The sequence below is a fragment of the Paraburkholderia xenovorans genome, from assembly GCF_046030735.1.
GTDB lineage: Bacteria > Pseudomonadota > Gammaproteobacteria > Burkholderiales > Burkholderiaceae > Paraburkholderia > Paraburkholderia xenovorans_A.
In genome coordinates this window covers 20,925-34,037 of the sequence record NZ_JAQQBV010000016.1, presented here as the reverse complement: position 1 = coordinate 34,037, position 13,113 = coordinate 20,925, and the positions used below count along the sequence as shown (strand labels likewise).

27 protein-coding genes are annotated in these 13,113 nt (G+C 57.9%); all 27 read right to left on the bottom strand.

The genetic code is table 11. The annotated features are described in order from the left end of the window. Positions 1–31: 31 nt before the first annotated feature. Entirely contained in the window at positions 32–655 is a 624-nt protein-coding gene (gene rpsD, locus PQQ51_RS17485; RefSeq protein ID WP_027800372.1) for a 30S ribosomal protein S4, read from the bottom strand. A gap of 157 nt (positions 656–812) precedes the next feature. Further along, positions 813–1,217 carry a 30S ribosomal protein S11 gene (rpsK, locus tag PQQ51_RS17480; RefSeq protein ID WP_006052224.1) on the bottom strand — a complete coding sequence of 135 codons (405 nt, stop codon included), beginning with the start codon at positions 1,215–1,217 and terminating at the stop codon, positions 813–815. A 28-nt stretch (positions 1,218–1,245) separates the two neighbouring features. Beyond that, the gene (gene rpsM / locus PQQ51_RS17475) at positions 1,246–1,611 is read right to left on the bottom strand and encodes a 30S ribosomal protein S13 (RefSeq protein ID WP_006052223.1); all 366 of its coding nucleotides are present in this window, start codon (positions 1,609–1,611) and stop codon (positions 1,246–1,248) included. A gap of 41 nt (positions 1,612–1,652) precedes the next feature. Then, complete coding sequence (rpmJ, locus tag PQQ51_RS17470) at positions 1,653–1,769, bottom strand: 50S ribosomal protein L36 (RefSeq protein WP_004199844.1); 117 nt, start codon at positions 1,767–1,769, stop codon at positions 1,653–1,655. A gap of 20 nt (positions 1,770–1,789) precedes the next feature. After that, on the bottom strand, positions 1,790–2,008 hold the full coding sequence (gene infA, locus PQQ51_RS17465) for a translation initiation factor IF-1 (protein WP_004521905.1): 219 nt from the start codon (positions 2,006–2,008) through the stop codon (positions 1,790–1,792). An 8-nt stretch (positions 2,009–2,016) separates the two neighbouring features. Beyond that, positions 2,017–3,363: a preprotein translocase subunit SecY gene (gene secY, locus PQQ51_RS17460; RefSeq protein ID WP_042329256.1), complete on the bottom strand. Its 1,347-nt coding sequence runs from the start codon at positions 3,361–3,363 to the stop codon at positions 2,017–2,019. Between the two features lie 46 nt (positions 3,364–3,409). Further along, positions 3,410–3,844: a 50S ribosomal protein L15 gene (rplO, locus tag PQQ51_RS17455; RefSeq protein WP_408498038.1), complete on the bottom strand. Its 435-nt coding sequence runs from the start codon at positions 3,842–3,844 to the stop codon at positions 3,410–3,412. A gap of 29 nt (positions 3,845–3,873) precedes the next feature. Next, positions 3,874–4,056, bottom strand: a complete 183-nt coding sequence (rpmD, locus tag PQQ51_RS17450; protein WP_028199571.1) for a 50S ribosomal protein L30 — start codon at positions 4,054–4,056, stop codon at positions 3,874–3,876. 10 nt (positions 4,057–4,066) lie between these two features. Next, a complete protein-coding gene (rpsE, locus tag PQQ51_RS17445) occupies positions 4,067–4,585 on the bottom strand; it encodes a 30S ribosomal protein S5 (protein ID WP_007180127.1) in 519 nt (172 codons plus the stop codon). Between the two features lie 14 nt (positions 4,586–4,599). After that, on the bottom strand, positions 4,600–4,965 hold the full coding sequence (rplR, locus tag PQQ51_RS17440; protein WP_006052218.1) for a 50S ribosomal protein L18: 366 nt from the start codon (positions 4,963–4,965) through the stop codon (positions 4,600–4,602). Positions 4,966–4,977: 12 nt separating this feature from the next. Further along, the gene (gene rplF, locus PQQ51_RS17435) at positions 4,978–5,508 is read right to left on the bottom strand and encodes a 50S ribosomal protein L6 (RefSeq protein ID WP_408498037.1); all 531 of its coding nucleotides are present in this window, start codon (positions 5,506–5,508) and stop codon (positions 4,978–4,980) included. Between the two features lie 18 nt (positions 5,509–5,526). After that, entirely contained in the window at positions 5,527–5,922 is a 396-nt protein-coding gene (gene rpsH / locus PQQ51_RS17430; protein WP_006052216.1) for a 30S ribosomal protein S8, read from the bottom strand. A 14-nt stretch (positions 5,923–5,936) separates the two neighbouring features. After that, entirely contained in the window at positions 5,937–6,242 is a 306-nt protein-coding gene (rpsN, locus tag PQQ51_RS17425) for a 30S ribosomal protein S14 (RefSeq protein ID WP_029971247.1), read from the bottom strand. Between the two features lie 7 nt (positions 6,243–6,249). Beyond that, the gene (gene rplE, locus PQQ51_RS17420; protein WP_006052214.1) at positions 6,250–6,789 is read right to left on the bottom strand and encodes a 50S ribosomal protein L5; all 540 of its coding nucleotides are present in this window, start codon (positions 6,787–6,789) and stop codon (positions 6,250–6,252) included. Positions 6,790–6,806: 17 nt separating this feature from the next. Then, positions 6,807–7,115, bottom strand: coding sequence for a 50S ribosomal protein L24 (gene rplX, locus PQQ51_RS17415; RefSeq protein WP_128584689.1), 309 nt, complete (start codon positions 7,113–7,115; stop codon positions 6,807–6,809). A 9-nt stretch (positions 7,116–7,124) separates the two neighbouring features. Further along, positions 7,125–7,493: a 50S ribosomal protein L14 gene (gene rplN / locus PQQ51_RS17410; RefSeq protein WP_006052212.1), complete on the bottom strand. Its 369-nt coding sequence runs from the start codon at positions 7,491–7,493 to the stop codon at positions 7,125–7,127. Positions 7,494–7,782: 289 nt separating this feature from the next. Beyond that, on the bottom strand, positions 7,783–8,055 hold the full coding sequence (rpsQ, locus tag PQQ51_RS17405) for a 30S ribosomal protein S17 (RefSeq protein WP_007180129.1): 273 nt from the start codon (positions 8,053–8,055) through the stop codon (positions 7,783–7,785). Further along, positions 8,052–8,246 (bottom strand): 50S ribosomal protein L29, encoded by a 195-nt coding sequence (gene rpmC, locus PQQ51_RS17400; protein WP_007180130.1) that lies wholly within the window; start codon positions 8,244–8,246, stop codon positions 8,052–8,054. Before rpmC ends, rpsQ begins: the two co-directional genes overlap by 4 nt. 10 nt (positions 8,247–8,256) lie before the next feature. Beyond that, the gene (gene rplP, locus PQQ51_RS17395) at positions 8,257–8,673 is read right to left on the bottom strand and encodes a 50S ribosomal protein L16 (RefSeq protein WP_007180131.1); all 417 of its coding nucleotides are present in this window, start codon (positions 8,671–8,673) and stop codon (positions 8,257–8,259) included. Between the two features lie 2 nt (positions 8,674–8,675). Beyond that, positions 8,676–9,491 carry a 30S ribosomal protein S3 gene (gene rpsC, locus PQQ51_RS17390; protein WP_408498036.1) on the bottom strand — a complete coding sequence of 272 codons (816 nt, stop codon included), beginning with the start codon at positions 9,489–9,491 and terminating at the stop codon, positions 8,676–8,678. Between the two features lie 11 nt (positions 9,492–9,502). Further along, entirely contained in the window at positions 9,503–9,835 is a 333-nt protein-coding gene (rplV, locus tag PQQ51_RS17385) for a 50S ribosomal protein L22 (protein ID WP_007180133.1), read from the bottom strand. A 7-nt stretch (positions 9,836–9,842) separates the two neighbouring features. After that, a complete protein-coding gene (gene rpsS / locus PQQ51_RS17380) occupies positions 9,843–10,118 on the bottom strand; it encodes a 30S ribosomal protein S19 (protein ID WP_004199273.1) in 276 nt (91 codons plus the stop codon). 10 nt (positions 10,119–10,128) lie between these two features. Then, positions 10,129–10,956, bottom strand: a complete 828-nt coding sequence (rplB, locus tag PQQ51_RS17375) for a 50S ribosomal protein L2 (RefSeq protein WP_408498035.1) — start codon at positions 10,954–10,956, stop codon at positions 10,129–10,131. Positions 10,957–10,958: 2 nt separating this feature from the next. Then, entirely contained in the window at positions 10,959–11,273 is a 315-nt protein-coding gene (gene rplW / locus PQQ51_RS17370; RefSeq protein WP_408498034.1) for a 50S ribosomal protein L23, read from the bottom strand. Continuing rightward, entirely contained in the window at positions 11,270–11,890 is a 621-nt protein-coding gene (rplD, locus tag PQQ51_RS17365; RefSeq protein ID WP_007180136.1) for a 50S ribosomal protein L4, read from the bottom strand. The genes rplW and rplD overlap by 4 nt, the downstream gene beginning before the upstream one ends. Further along, entirely contained in the window at positions 11,890–12,549 is a 660-nt protein-coding gene (gene rplC / locus PQQ51_RS17360) for a 50S ribosomal protein L3 (RefSeq protein ID WP_007180137.1), read from the bottom strand. The genes rplD and rplC overlap by 1 nt, the downstream gene beginning before the upstream one ends. Before the next feature lie 211 nt (positions 12,550–12,760). Then, on the bottom strand, positions 12,761–13,072 hold the full coding sequence (rpsJ, locus tag PQQ51_RS17355) for a 30S ribosomal protein S10 (RefSeq protein WP_091019600.1): 312 nt from the start codon (positions 13,070–13,072) through the stop codon (positions 12,761–12,763). Positions 13,073–13,113 lie beyond the last annotated feature (41 nt).

The following is a 13,113-nucleotide window of genomic DNA, read 5'->3' as shown; positions in this document are numbered from 1 at the left end:
GGCAATCGGGGTGCCCCGGCCGTTAATCCGATTACCGCGAATACAATTCGACGATCAGGCTTTCGTTGATATCGCCAGCGATGTCGCTGCGTTCCGGCTTGCTCTTGAACGTGCCTTCGAACTTCTTCGAATCGACAGCGACCCAGCTCGGCAGACCGCCTTGCTCAGCCAGCGACAGCGCTTCGAGAATACGCGCCTGCTTCTTCTTCTGTTCGCGAACTGCGACGACGTCGCCCGCCTTAACTTGCATCGACGGGATGTTCGACACGACGCCGTTCACCGTGATCGCCTTGTGGCTCACCAGTTGACGTGCTTCTGCGCGCGTCGAACCGAAGCCCATGCGATACACGACGTTGTCCAGACGCGATTCGAGCAATTGCAGCAGGTTTTCACCCGTGTTGCCCTTCAGGCGATCGGCTTCAGCGAAGTAACGACGGAATTGACGCTCGAGGACGCCGTAGATGCGCTTAACTTTTTGCTTTTCGCGCAGCTGCGTGCCGTAATCGGACGTACGGGCACCCGAGGTGCGGCCATGCTGGCCGGGCTTGCTGTCGAGCTTGCACTTGTCAGCGAGCGAACGACGGGCGCTCTTCAGGAAAAGGTCAGTGCCTTCACGGCGGGACAGCTTGGCCTTAGGGCCGATATAACGTGCCACGTTGATTCCTTCATTGATTGATCACGCGGATGCATGCATTCGCGCTAGTCCGAACCCTTTGGGTCGAACGGTGGGCTTAGTCAATTCAATAGCGCAAGCAGCCTGCCGTCGCCCGGCTTATGACCCGGCGGCAACAGGCGCTAGCGAAAACAGCGTCTTAGATACGACGACGCTTCGGCGGACGGCAGCCGTTGTGCGGGACCGGCGTCACGTCGGAGATCGCGGTGATCTTGATGCCAAGACCATGCAACGCGCGCACCGCCGATTCGCGGCCAGGACCGGGGCCCTTGATCCGCACTTCGAGGTTCTTTACGCCGTATTCCATCGCCACGCGGCCAGCCGATTCGGCCGCCACTTGGGCTGCAAACGGGGTCGATTTACGCGAACCCTTGAAGCCCTGACCACCCGACGTTGCCCAGGCAAGTGCATTGCCTTGACGATCGGTGATCGTGATGATGGTGTTGTTGAACGACGCGTGAACGTGAACCACGCCCTCGGCGACGTTCTTCTTGACCTTCTTGCGAACGCGTTGCGCCGCGGAGTTGTTCGAAGCCTTAGCCATTACGTTTTCCTGTAACTGTCAGTTCCGCTTACTTCTTCAGCGATTGCGCTGCACGACGCGGACCCTTGCGCGTACGGGCATTCGTACGCGTGCGTTGGCCACGCAGGGGCAAGCCCTTGCGATGACGCACACCACGGTAGCAGCCGAGATCCATCAGGCGCTTGATGTTCATCGTCGTTTCACGGCGCAGATCGCCTTCAACGATGAACTTGCCGACTTCTTCACGCAGCTTTTCGAGGTCTGCGTCGTTCAGGTCCTTGACCTTCTTCGAAAATGCCACACCAGCAGCGACGCAAATGTCGCGCGAGCGCGTGCGGCCGATACCGTAAATTGCCGTCAGGCCGATTTCGGTATGCTGGTGATTCGGGATGTTAACCCCTGCGATACGAGCCATTGTTTTTCCTCAAACAAAAAGCGCAGCAAAAAGCGCGGCGTTCAGCCTTGACGCTGTTTGTGGCGCGGATCAGAGCTGCAAATCACGCGCACAACGCCTTTGCGCTTGATGATCTTGCAATTGCGGCAAATGCGCTTAACCGATGCCATCACTTTCATGATATTACCCTTTTTTCAAATCACTTCGCCCGGAACACGATCCGCGCACGCGACAGATCGTAAGGCGTCAATTCAACCGTCACCTTGTCGCCCGGCAGGATTCGGATGTAGTGCATCCGCATCTTGCCGGATATGTGTCCCAATACGACATGGCCGTTTTCCAGCTTCACCCTAAAGGTAGCGTTAGGCAGGTTTTCGATGACTTCACCCTGCATCTGGATAACATCGTCTTTGGCCATAAGTCCTTTCAACGCATCGGGACGCCGCCGCCTTTGAAGTTAGCTTTCTTCAGCAGCGATTCATACTGTTGCGACATAACGTACGACTGCACCTGCGCCATGAAATCCATTGTGACGACGACAATGATCAGCAGCGACGTTCCACCAAAATAAAACGGCACGTTCCAGCGCAGTACCAAAAATTCAGGCAGCAGACAAACAAACACGATGTAGATCGCACCGGCCAGCGTCAGACGCGTGAGGATGCGGTCGATATATCGAGCCGTCTGGTCGCCCGGGCGGATGCCTGGGACGAAAGCGCCACTCTTTTTCAGGTTGTCGGCCGTTTCTCTGCTGTTGAACACCAGTGCGGTGTAGAAGAAACAGAAGAAAACGATCGCCAACGCGTACAGCAACACGTACACGGGTTGACCGGGCTTGAGTGCTTCGGCCACGTTGTGCAACGTGTCTGCGAACCAGCTGGTACGCGACCCCGAACTAAACCAGTTCAGGATGGTTGCCGGGAAGAGAATGATCGACGATGCAAAGATCGGCGGAATCACACCCGACATGTTCAGCTTCAGCGGCAAATGCGAAGACTGGCCGCCGTAAATCTTGTTACCGACTTGCCGCTTGGCGTAATTCACAAGAATCTTGCGCTGGCCGCGTTCGATAAACACCACCAGATACGTCACTGCAGCAATCAGCGCGACGACGATAATCGCCGAGATGATGCTCATCGAGCCGGTTCGCACCAATTCGAAAAGACCACCGATCGCGTTCGGGAAACCCGCCGCAATACCACCGAAAATAATGATCGAGATACCGTTGCCAAGCCCACGTTCCGTGATCTGCTCACCCAGCCACATCAGGAACATCGTGCCGGTCACCAGCGTCACGACTGTCGTCAAACGAAACACCATCCCCGGATCGATCACGAGGCCCGGCTGATTTTCCAATGCGACGGCAATGCCGAACGCCTGAAACGTCGCCAGCAGGACCGTAAAGATACGCGTGTACTGCGTAATCTTCCGTTGACCCGCCTGCCCTTCCTTTTTCAGCGCTTCCAGCTGCGGCGAGACGATCGCCAGCAACTGCATGATGATCGACGCCGAAATGTACGGCATGATCCCAAGCGCGAAAATCGTGAACCGCGAAAGTGCGCCACCCGAGAACATGTTGAACATGCCAAGGATGCCGCCCGACTGGCTTTGAAACAGCTTTGCCAGTTGGTCCGGGTCGATACCCGGCACCGGAATATGCGCGCCGATACGGTAGACGATCAACGCCAGCAGCAGGAACACTGCCCGCCGACGCAGATCGCCAAACTTCGCCGCGCTGCGACCGGGTTTTGCGAGACTCGGACTGTTAGCCAAGTACCTTCTCCGATGCAAATGCTAGTGACGGCAAATAACTTGCGCGTTACTCGGCAAAAGAGCCGCCGGCTGCTTCAATAGCAGCGCGCGCACCCTTCGTCGCACCCAGACCCTTCACAACGACCTTGCGCTTCAACTCGCCCGTCGCGATGATCTTGGCGCTCGTGATCAGCTCGCCCAAAACGCCGGCTTGCTTCAAAGCCAGCAAATCGACTTCGTCGACCGGCAGCTTTTCCAGATCCGAGAGACGCACTTCACCAACGAATTCCTTCGTCAGCGAGGTGAAACCGCGCTTCGGCAGGCGACGTTGCAGCGGCATTTGACCGCCTTCGAAGCCAACCTTGTGAAAGCCGCCTGAACGCGACTTCTGACCCTTGTGACCACGGCCAGCAGTCTTGCCCAGACCGGAGCCGATACCACGGCCGACGCGACGCTTAGCGTGCTTCGAACCGGCAGCCGGCTTCAGGTTATTCAATTCCATTATCAACTCCTTGAGTCCTGGTCAGCCGCTTAGCCGATGACCTTAACGAGGTACGAAACCTTGTTGATCATGCCGCGCACAGCCGGCGTGTCCTGCAACTCGCTGACCGAATTGAGTCGGCGCAGACCCAAGCCACGCACCGTAGCACGGTGCGTTTCACGGGTGCCGATCAGGCTCTTGACGAGCTGGACCTTGACAGTTTTATCAGACATGGTGTCCACCTTAGCCCAGAATATCTTCGACGGACTTGCCGCGCTTCGCCGCGATATCACCCGGCGTCGACTGCTTGCGCAGACCGTCGAGCGTTGCACGAACGAGGTTGTACGGGTTCGTCGAACCGTGGCTCTTAGCAACCACGTTTTGCACGCCCATCACGTCGAACACAGCGCGCATCGGACCGCCAGCGATCACACCGGTACCATCCTTCGCCGGAGCGAGGAGGACTGCGGATGCGCCGTGCTTACCGTGCACTTCGTGTTGCAACGTACCGTTCTTCAGCGGCACCTTGAACATGTTGCGGCGAGCTTGTTCCATTGCCTTTTGAACAGCAACCGGAACTTCCTTCGCTTTGCCCTTGCCCATGCCGATGCGGCCATCGCCGTCGCCAACCACGGTCAGTGCGGCAAAACCGAGAATCCGGCCGCCCTTCACAACCTTGGTCACGCGGTTGACCGAAATCATCTTTTCGCGCAGGCCGTCGTCGCGTTCGTCAGCCTGAACTTTCGCTTGCATCTTTGCCATGACGAATTCTTCCCTTAGAACTTGAGTCCGGCTTCGCGCGCCGCATCAGCCAGCGCTTTCACGCGGCCGTGGTAACGGAAACCCGAACGGTCGAAGGCGACGGATTCGATGCCGGCAGCCTTAGCCTTTTCTGCAATGCGCTTACCGATCAGGGTCGCAGCAGCAACGTTGCCGCCCTTGCCCGTTTGATCAGCCAGTTGCGCACGCACTTCGGCTTCGAGCGTCGACGCGCTGGCGAGCACCTTGGTGCCGCACGGCGAGAACACTTGCGCATAGATGTGCGTGTTCGTGCGATGCACGGCGAGACGCGCGACCTGCAGCTCAGCGATCTTGATACGCGTCTGACGAGCGCGGCGCAGGCGAGATTGAGTCTTATCCATGATTGCGCACCCTTACTTCTTCTTCGTTTCTTTGAGGATCACAACCTCGTTGGCGTAACGCACACCCTTGCCCTTGTAGGGCTCCGGCGGACGATAGCCGCGCACTTCTGCCGCGACCTGGCCAACTTGTTGTTTATTGATCCCCTTGATCACGATTTCGGTTTGCGTCGGGGTTTCAGCCTTGACGCCTTCCGGCATCTGGTGCACCACGGGGTGCGAGAAACCCAGCGACAGGTTCAGCTTGTCGCCTTGCGCTTGTGCGCGGTAACCGACGCCAACCAGCGTCAGCTTGCGCTCGAAACCCTTCGTCACGCCGTTCACCATGTTCGCCACCAGTGCGCGCATCGTGCCCGACATCGCATTCGCTTCGCGGCTTTCGTCAACCGGCTCAAACTTCAGCACGCCGTTGTCGTTCACCACTTTCACGAGGCTGTTTGCAGCCTGCGAAATCGTACCCAGCGGACCCTTGACGGTAATGCGTTCGTCGCTCAGGGCCACTTCTGCGCCTTGCAGCGCGATCGGGCTTTTACCTACTCGAGACATGTTTCTCTCCTTTCGGCCTTAAGCGACGTAGCAGATGACTTCGCCGCCAACGCCCGTTGCACGCGCCTTGCGGTCCGTCATCACGCCCTTCGGCGTCGACACGATTGCCACGCCGAGGCCATTCATGACCACGGGGATGTCGTTACGGCCGCGGTACACACGCAGACCAGGCTTCGAAACGCGTTCAATGCGCTCGATCACCGGACGGCCAGCGTAGTACTTCAACACGATGTTCAATTCAGACTTCGCACCTTCGGACTTCACTGCGAAATCATCGATATAGCCTTCGTCCTTCAGGACCTGCGCAATCGCAACCTTGACTTTCGACGAGGGCATTGTCACCGAAACTTTCTCGACCATCTGCGCATTGCGGATGCGAGTCAGCATATCGGCGATAGGATCACTCATGCTCATTTACGTTTCTCCTATTACCAGCTCGCCTTGGTCAGGCCAGGGATCTCGCCGCGGAACGCGATTTCGCGAATCTTGTTACGCGCCAGCCCGAATTTACGGAACGTGCCACGCGGGCGACCGGTAATTGCGCAACGGTTGCGCTTACGGGTCGGGTTAGAGTTGCGCGGCAGTTGTTGCAGTTCCAGACGTGCTGCGTAATGCTCTTCGTCCGACTTGCTCGTATCGCCGATGATCGCTTTCAGCTCAGCACGCTTGGGAGCGTACTTAGCAGCCAGGCGAGCACGCTTCTTTTCACGTTCGATCAGTGCCAGTTTAGCCACGGTAACCTCAGTTTCTGAACGGGAACTTGAAGCTGGCGAGCAGAGCCTTTGCTTCGTCGTCGGTCTTCGCAGTCGTCGTGATGCTGATGTTCAGCCCACGCAGTGCGTCGATCTTGTCGTAGTCGATTTCGGGGAAAATGATCTGCTCTTTCACACCGATGTTGTAGTTGCCGCGACCATCGAACGCACGACCCGACACGCCACGGAAGTCACGCACACGGGGGAGCGCAACCGTCACGAAACGGTCCAGAAATTCGTACATTGCCTGACCACGCAACGTGACCATTGCACCGATCGGATAGCCCTGACGGATCTTGAAGCCAGCGATTGCTTTGCGTGCCTTCGTGATCACCGGCTTCTGGCCTGCGATCTTCGTCAGGTCGCCGACGGCGTTTTCGATGATCTTCTTGTCAGCAACCGCTTCGCCAAGGCCCATGTTCAGGGTGATCTTGGTGATGCGCGGCACTTCCATCACGGACTTGTAACCGAACTTCTCGATGAGGCCGGGTACAACCTTCTCTTTGTAAAACTCTTGCAAACGAGCCATTTTTTTACTCCGCAGCGTCAGGCGCTCAGCTCAGCACCGGTCGTCTTGAGGAAACGGACTTTCTTGTCTCCCTCGACCTTGATGCCTACACGCGACGCCTTGCCATTCGCGTCGACCAATGCGACGTTCGAAATTTGCAGCGGCATCGTCTTGGCTTCAACACCGCCCGTCGTACCCTTCATCGGGTTCGGCTTGACGTGTTTTTTGACGAGGTTGACACCCTCGACAATCACTTTGCCTTCGCCAACGGACAGCACGACGCCGCGCTTGCCTTTGTCTTTGCCGGTGATGACGATAACTTCGTCACCTTTGCGAATCTTGTTCATCGCGACTCCTTACAGCACTTCAGGTGCCAACGAAACGATCTTCATGAATCGTTCGCTGCGCAACTCGCGCGTAACAGGCCCGAAAATACGGGTGCCAATAGGTTCGAGCTTGGCATTCAACAGCACTGCTGCATTGCCGTCGAACTTGATCAGCGAGCCGTCCTGACGGCGCACGCCCTTGGCGGTACGAACCACCACGGCGTTATAGATTTCGCCTTTCTTCACGCGCCCGCGCGGCGTTGCTTCTTTGACGGTCACCTTGATGATGTCGCCAATGCTGGCATAACGACGCTTCGAGCCGCCGAGAACCTTGATGCACATGACTTCACGCGCACCGGTGTTGTCGGCCACTTCAAGCCGAGTTTCGGTCTGGATCATGGTTTATCTTTCCCAACTTAATCCGGTCACACCACCATGGCGTACCCGGTCAGTCTTGGTCCCGTCAGCCAATCGGCTGCTTGGGTATGAACAGCAGCGACGGCAAACGAAACCCGCCATCGCAATCCGGTGAATCCTTCGGAACAGACTGGCGCCTGCACCGCTTCCCCCACCAACTTCGCCCGCGACGGGGCTCCCATAAAAGAGGGAAGACCGAGATTATAACAAATAATCTCGGTCTTGCAAGCGAAACTTACTGCGATTCAACTACTTCTACAACTTTGCGGCGTCAGATGACGCGAGCAGCCTCGACCAGGCGAGCCACAACCCAAGCTTTCGTCTTCGAAATCGGACGCGTTTCCTGGATTTCAACGAGGTCACCCTCGTTGTACGTGTTCGCATCGTCGTGCGCGTGGTACTTCTTCGAACGCACAACGTACTTGCCGTAGATCGGGTGCTTCACGCGGTGCTCAACCAGCACGGTGACCGTCTTGTCCATCTTGTTGCTGACGACCTTGCCGACCAGCGTCCGCTTGAGCGAGGTTTTTACGCTATCGTTCATTTCTGGTTCGCCTTCTCAGTCAGGACGGTCCGCACACGTGCGATGTCGCGACGAACCTTCTTCAGCTGGCTCGTGTTCGTGAGCTGCTGGGTCGCGAGTTGCATGCGCAGGCCGAATTGCGCCTTCAACAGGTCCGACAGCTCCTTGTTGAGCGCGGCCTGATCTTTCTGGTGAAGTTCGGAAGCCTTCATCATTTGCTCCTTAGGCGCCGAGCTGACGCACGATAAACGTCGTCTTGAGCGGCAGCTTAGCTGCAGCCAGACGGAACGCTTCGCGTGCCAGCTCTTCGGTTACGCCGTCCATTTCGTACAGCATCTTGCCCGGTTGAATCTCTGCGACGTAGTACTCAGGGTTACCCTTACCGTTACCCATCCGTACTTCGGCCGGCTTGTGCGAGATCGGCTTGTCCGGGAAGATGCGGATCCAGATGCGGCCACCACGCTTGATGTGACGCGTCATTGCACGACGTGCCGCTTCAATCTGGCGCGCGGTCAAGCGACCACGACCGATAGCCTTCAGGCCGAACTCACCGAACGACACCGCGTTGCCGCGGGTAGCGATACCGGTGTTACGACCCTTCTGCTCTTTGCGATACTTTCTGCGTTTCGGTTGCAGCATCGTTATTCTCCAGTCTTGCCGTCGCCGCCGGCGCCACCAGCACCGCCCGTACGACGGGGAGCGCCACGGCGTGCACCTGCCGGGCCACCACCTTCGCCATCGCGACGCGGACGGCGATCGCCACCCGGACGTGCGTTACGGCGCGGACGCTTTTCTTCGGCGACTTCTTCAACCACCGGTGCGTCGTTGCGGCCGAGCGTATCGCCCTTGTAGACCCACACCTTCACGCCGATGATGCCGTACGTCGTCTTCGCTTCCGAAGTCGCGTAGTCGATATCGGCACGCAGCGTATGAAGCGGCACGCGACCTTCGCGATACCATTCCGTACGGGCGATTTCGATACCGTTCAGGCGGCCCGCGCTCATGATCTTGATGCCTTGAGCACCCAGACGCATGGCGTTTTGCATCGCACGCTTCATCGCGCGGCGGAACATAATCCGGCGCTCGAGCTGCTGCGTGATCGAATCCGCGATCAGTTGCGCATCGGTTTCCGGCTTGCGGATTTCTTCGATGTTGACGTGGACCGGAACGCCCATGCGGCGTTGCAGTTCCGACTTCAGCAGCTCGATATCCTCGCCCTTCTTACCGATGACCACACCCGGACGCGAGCTGTAAATCGTGATGCGCGCGTTCTTCGCCGGACGCTCGATAACGACGCGACCAACCGAAGCGTTCTTCAGCTTCTTCTTCAGGTATTCACGAACACCGATGTCTTCCTGCAACATCGCCGCGAAATTGCTGTTGTTCGCGTACCAACGCGACGCCCAATTGCGGCTGACGGCCAAACGGAAGCCAGTCGGATGAATTTTCTGTCCCATCGTATGACCCCTTAATTCCCGACCGTCACAGTGATGTGACAGGATTGCTTCTCGATGCGGTTACCGCGGCCTTTAGCGCGCGCGGTGAAACGCTTGAGCGACGCAGCCTTGTCGATGTAGATGCTCGTGATCTTGAGCTCATCGATATCGGCGCCTTCGTTATGCTCCGCATTCGCGATCGCCGACAGCACGACCTTTTTCACGATTCCCGCAGCCTTCTTCGGCGAGAACGTCAGAACGTTCAGTGCCTTGTCGACCGGCAAACCGCGGATCTGGTCAGCCACAAGGCGCGTTTTCTGCGCCGAGATGCGGGCACCGCGATGAATTGCTTTCACTTCCATCATGAGCCCCTTATTTCTTAGCCTTCTTGTCGGCTGCGTGACCCTTGAACGTCCGGGTCAATGCAAACTCGCCAAGCTTGTGGCCGACCATGTTTTCCGAGATGTACACCGGAACGTGTTGACGGCCGTTATGCACAGCAATCGTCAGACCGATGAAATCCGGCAGAATCGTCGAACGGCGCGACCAGGTTTTGATCGGCTTCTTATCCCGCGAAGCTGCAGCCGCCTCAACTTTCTTCAGCAAATGGGCGTCGCAGAACGGACCTTTTTTTACAGAACGTGCCATTGCCTACTCCTTAACGCTTGTGACGGCGCTGGACGATCATGCTCGTCGTGCGCTTGTTGCTGCGGGTGCGATAACCCTTGGTCGGCGTGCCCCACGGGCTCACCGGATCACGACCTGCAGCCGTCTTGCCTTCACCACCGCCGTGCGGGTGATCGACCGGGTTCATTGCAACGCCACGCACCGTCGGGCGGATACCGCGCCAGCGGTTCGCGCCAGCCTTACCGATTTGACGGAGGCTGTGCTCTTCGTTGCCAACTTCACCAATCGTCGCGCGGCATTCGACGTGAACGCGGCGGATTTCACCCGAGCGCAGGCGGACCTGTGCGTAGATGCCTTCGCGAGCCAGCAGCATCGCCGACGTACCAGCCGAACGCGCCATTTGCGCGCCCTTGCCCGGCAACATTTCGATGCAGTGGATCGTCGTACCGACCGGAATGTTACGGATCGGCAGCGTGTTACCTGCGCGGATCGGAGCTTCCGAACCCGACAGCAGTTGCTGACCAACCGTCACACCCTTCGGAGCGATGATGTACTTGCGCTCGCCGTCTGCGTACAGAACCAGCGCGATGTTCGCGCTACGGTTCGGATCGTACTCAAGACGTTCGACCTTCGCCGGAATGCCGTCCTTGTTGCGACGGAAATCGACGATACGATACTGTTGCTTGTGACCACCACCCTTATGACGCGTGGTGATGTGGCCGTTGTTGTTACGGCCGGCGGTCGAGGATTGCGAATCGAGCAGCGGTGCGAACGGCTTGCCCTTATGCAGATCCTTGTTGACCACCTTGACCATCGCGCGGCGACCCGGCGAAGTCGGCTTAACTTTAACGATTGCCATGATTACTTGGCCTCCGCTTCAAAGTTGATTTCCTGGCCGGGCTTCAGGCAGACGTACGCCTTCTTCACGTCCTTGCGCTTGCCTTCGTAGCGGCCAAAACGCTTGGCTTTGCCCTTCGAGACCAGCACGTTGACGGAATTGACTTCCACCTTGAACAGCAGCTCGACTGCAGCCTTCACTTCCTGCTTCGTGGCATCGGGCGCGACTTCGAACACAACTTGCTCGTTCTTGTCGGCCACCAGCGTCGCCTTTTCGGAGATCACCGGCGCGAGCAGGACCTGCATCAAACGATGATCGTTCTTGCGAATCTCGCTCATGACAGCAACTCCTCGATCTGGGCGACCGCAGCCTTCGTGATCAGGATCTTCTTGAAGTAGATCAGCGACAGCGGGTCGGCGTAACGCGGCTCGACAACCGCCACGTGGGCGAGATTGCGCGACGCGAGGTACAGGTTTTCGTCAACCGTGTCGGTAATCACCAGCACGGAGTCGAGACCCATCGCCTTGAATTTTTCGGCCAACAGCTTGGTCTTCGGCGCTTCGAGCGTCAGCTCGTCGACCACCGAGATACGGCCTTCGCGGGCCAGCTGCGAGAAGATCGAGCAGAGACCTGCGCGATGCATCTTCTTGTTGACCTTGTGCGAAAAGTTTTCTTCCGGCGAATTCGGGAAGATCCGGCCACCGCCGCGCCACAGCGGGCTCGACGACATACCGGCACGGGCACGGCCCGTACCCTTCTGGCGCCACGGCTTCTTGGTCGTGTGCTTGACTTGCTCACGGTCCTTCTGCGCGCGGTTGCCGCTACGGGCATTGGCTTGATACGCCACCACGACCTGGTGAATCAGGGCTTCGTTGTAATCGCGGCCGAACACGACGTCCGACGCGCTAACGCCTGCACCTTCCTGACCATTGGCATTCAGGAGCTTAAGTTCCATTATTTCGCTCCTTTCACGGCACGCGTCTTCACGGCCGGCGTAACGAATACCTTGCCACCCTTCGCACCCGGAACGGCGCCCTTGACCAGCAACAGCTTGCGGTCAGCGTCGATACGAGCGATTTCGAGGTTTTGCACGGTTACCGTATCGTCACCCATGTGACCGGTCATGCGCTTACCCGGGAAAACACGACCCGGATCCTGCGCCATACCGATCGAACCCGGCACGTTGTGCGAGCGCGAGTTACCGTGCGATGCACGGCCGGATGCGAAGTTGTAACGCTTGATGGTACCGGCGTAGCCCTTACCGATCGACACGCCTTGCACGTCGACCTTCTGGCCTACTTCGAACAGGTCGGGACCGACCACGGTGCCGTTCGACAACTCGGCAGCCTTGGCAGCATCGATCTGGAATTCTTTGAGGATTTCACCGGCTTGAACACCGGCTTTGGCGAGATGACCGGCCAACGGCTTCGTCACACGCGATGCACGGCGCGTACCGAATGCAACCTGCACGGCGGTATAGCCGTCGGTTTCAACAGTCTTGATCTGCGTCACGCGGTTGTCGGACACGTCCAGCACGGTAACGGGAATCGAATCCCCTTCTGCCGTGAAGATACGGGTCATGCCAACCTTGCGACCTACGAGTCCAAGGCTCATCGTTTTCTCCATTCCCGACTGCGATTGGTCGGGGCTAATTTACAAAATGCCGGTGCCGTTTCAGACGTGCGCTTCGGGTGAAACCACGCTGCAGCACACCGACTTTTTTGCGCAAATGCGCGAAAAGCCCACTATTATAGCGAGGCCTCTCGTTTTTCGCAAGCAATCAATGACTTAGCGCTGCCCGGCATACTGGGCAACGCTTTGAACCTTATTGCAGCTTGATTTCGACGTCCACGCCAGCCGGCAGGTCGAGCTTCATCAGCGCGTCGACGGTCTTGTCCGTCGGATCGACGATGTCCATCAGGCGTTGGTGCGTACGGATTTCGAGCTGGTCGCGCGACGTCTTGTTGACGTGCGGCGAACGCAGGATGTCGAAGCGTTGAATGCGGGTCGGCAGGGGCACCGGACCACGAACGATTGCGCCAGTCCGCTTTGCCGTATCGACAATTTCAGCTGCCGATTGATCGATGAGGCGATAGTCGAAAGCCTTCAGACGGATGCGGATTTTTTGATTCGGCATGACAATTCCTTGGAAAGAGCGAGGCGGTATTGCGCCGCCAG

Excerpts from the sequence above, each read along its gene's own strand:
- rplF (WP_408498037.1), bottom strand. The coding sequence starts at position 5,508 with ATGTCTCGAGTAGGTAAAAGCCCGATCGCGCTGCAAGGCGCAGAAGTG.
- rpsK (WP_006052224.1), bottom strand. The coding sequence starts at position 1,217 with ATGGCTAAGGCTTCGAACAACTCCGCGGCGCAACGCGTTCGCAAGAAG.
- rpsE (WP_007180127.1), bottom strand. The coding sequence starts at position 4,585 with ATGGCAAAGATGCAAGCGAAAGTTCAGGCTGACGAACGCGACGACGGC.
- rpsH (WP_006052216.1), bottom strand. The coding sequence starts at position 5,922 with ATGAGCATGAGTGATCCTATCGCCGATATGCTGACTCGCATCCGCAAT.
- rplP (WP_007180131.1), bottom strand. The coding sequence starts at position 8,673 with ATGCTGCAACCGAAACGCAGAAAGTATCGCAAAGAGCAGAAGGGTCGT.
- infA (WP_004521905.1), bottom strand. The coding sequence starts at position 2,008 with ATGGCCAAAGACGATGTTATCCAGATGCAGGGTGAAGTCATCGAAAAC.
- rplW (WP_408498034.1), bottom strand. The coding sequence starts at position 11,273 with ATGAGCGAGATTCGCAAGAACGATCATCGTTTGATGCAGGTCCTGCTC.
- rpmD (WP_028199571.1), bottom strand. The coding sequence starts at position 4,056 with ATGTCTGATAAAACTGTCAAGGTCCAGCTCGTCAAGAGCCTGATCGGC.
- rplR (WP_006052218.1), bottom strand. The coding sequence starts at position 4,965 with ATGGATAAGACTCAATCTCGCCTGCGCCGCGCTCGTCAGACGCGTATC.
- rpsM (WP_006052223.1), bottom strand. The coding sequence starts at position 1,611 with ATGGCTCGTATCGCAGGGGTTAACATCCCGAATCACCAGCATACCGAA.
- rplC (WP_007180137.1), bottom strand. The coding sequence starts at position 12,549 with ATGAGCCTTGGACTCGTAGGTCGCAAGGTTGGCATGACCCGTATCTTC.
- rpmJ (WP_004199844.1), bottom strand. The coding sequence starts at position 1,769 with ATGAAAGTGATGGCATCGGTTAAGCGCATTTGCCGCAATTGCAAGATC.
- rplB (WP_408498035.1), bottom strand. The coding sequence starts at position 10,956 with ATGGCAATCGTTAAAGTTAAGCCGACTTCGCCGGGTCGCCGCGCGATG.
- rpmC (WP_007180130.1), bottom strand. The coding sequence starts at position 8,246 with ATGAAGGCTTCCGAACTTCACCAGAAAGATCAGGCCGCGCTCAACAAG.
- rpsQ (WP_007180129.1), bottom strand. The coding sequence starts at position 8,055 with ATGAACGATAGCGTAAAAACCTCGCTCAAGCGGACGCTGGTCGGCAAG.
- rpsJ (WP_091019600.1), bottom strand. The coding sequence starts at position 13,072 with ATGCCGAATCAAAAAATCCGCATCCGTCTGAAGGCTTTCGACTATCGC.
- rplN (WP_006052212.1), bottom strand. The coding sequence starts at position 7,493 with ATGATCCAGACCGAAACTCGGCTTGAAGTGGCCGACAACACCGGTGCG.
- rplD (WP_007180136.1), bottom strand. The coding sequence starts at position 11,890 with ATGGAACTTAAGCTCCTGAATGCCAATGGTCAGGAAGGTGCAGGCGTT.
- rplV (WP_007180133.1), bottom strand. The coding sequence starts at position 9,835 with ATGATGGAAGTGAAAGCAATTCATCGCGGTGCCCGCATCTCGGCGCAG.
- rplO (WP_408498038.1), bottom strand. The coding sequence starts at position 3,844 with ATGGAATTGAATAACCTGAAGCCGGCTGCCGGTTCGAAGCACGCTAAG.
- rplE (WP_006052214.1), bottom strand. The coding sequence starts at position 6,789 with ATGGCTCGTTTGCAAGAGTTTTACAAAGAGAAGGTTGTACCCGGCCTC.
- rpsC (WP_408498036.1), bottom strand. The coding sequence starts at position 9,491 with ATGGGACAGAAAATTCATCCGACTGGCTTCCGTTTGGCCGTCAGCCGC.
- rpsS (WP_004199273.1), bottom strand. The coding sequence starts at position 10,118 with ATGGCACGTTCTGTAAAAAAAGGTCCGTTCTGCGACGCCCATTTGCTG.
- rplX (WP_128584689.1), bottom strand. The coding sequence starts at position 7,115 with ATGAACAAGATTCGCAAAGGTGACGAAGTTATCGTCATCACCGGCAAA.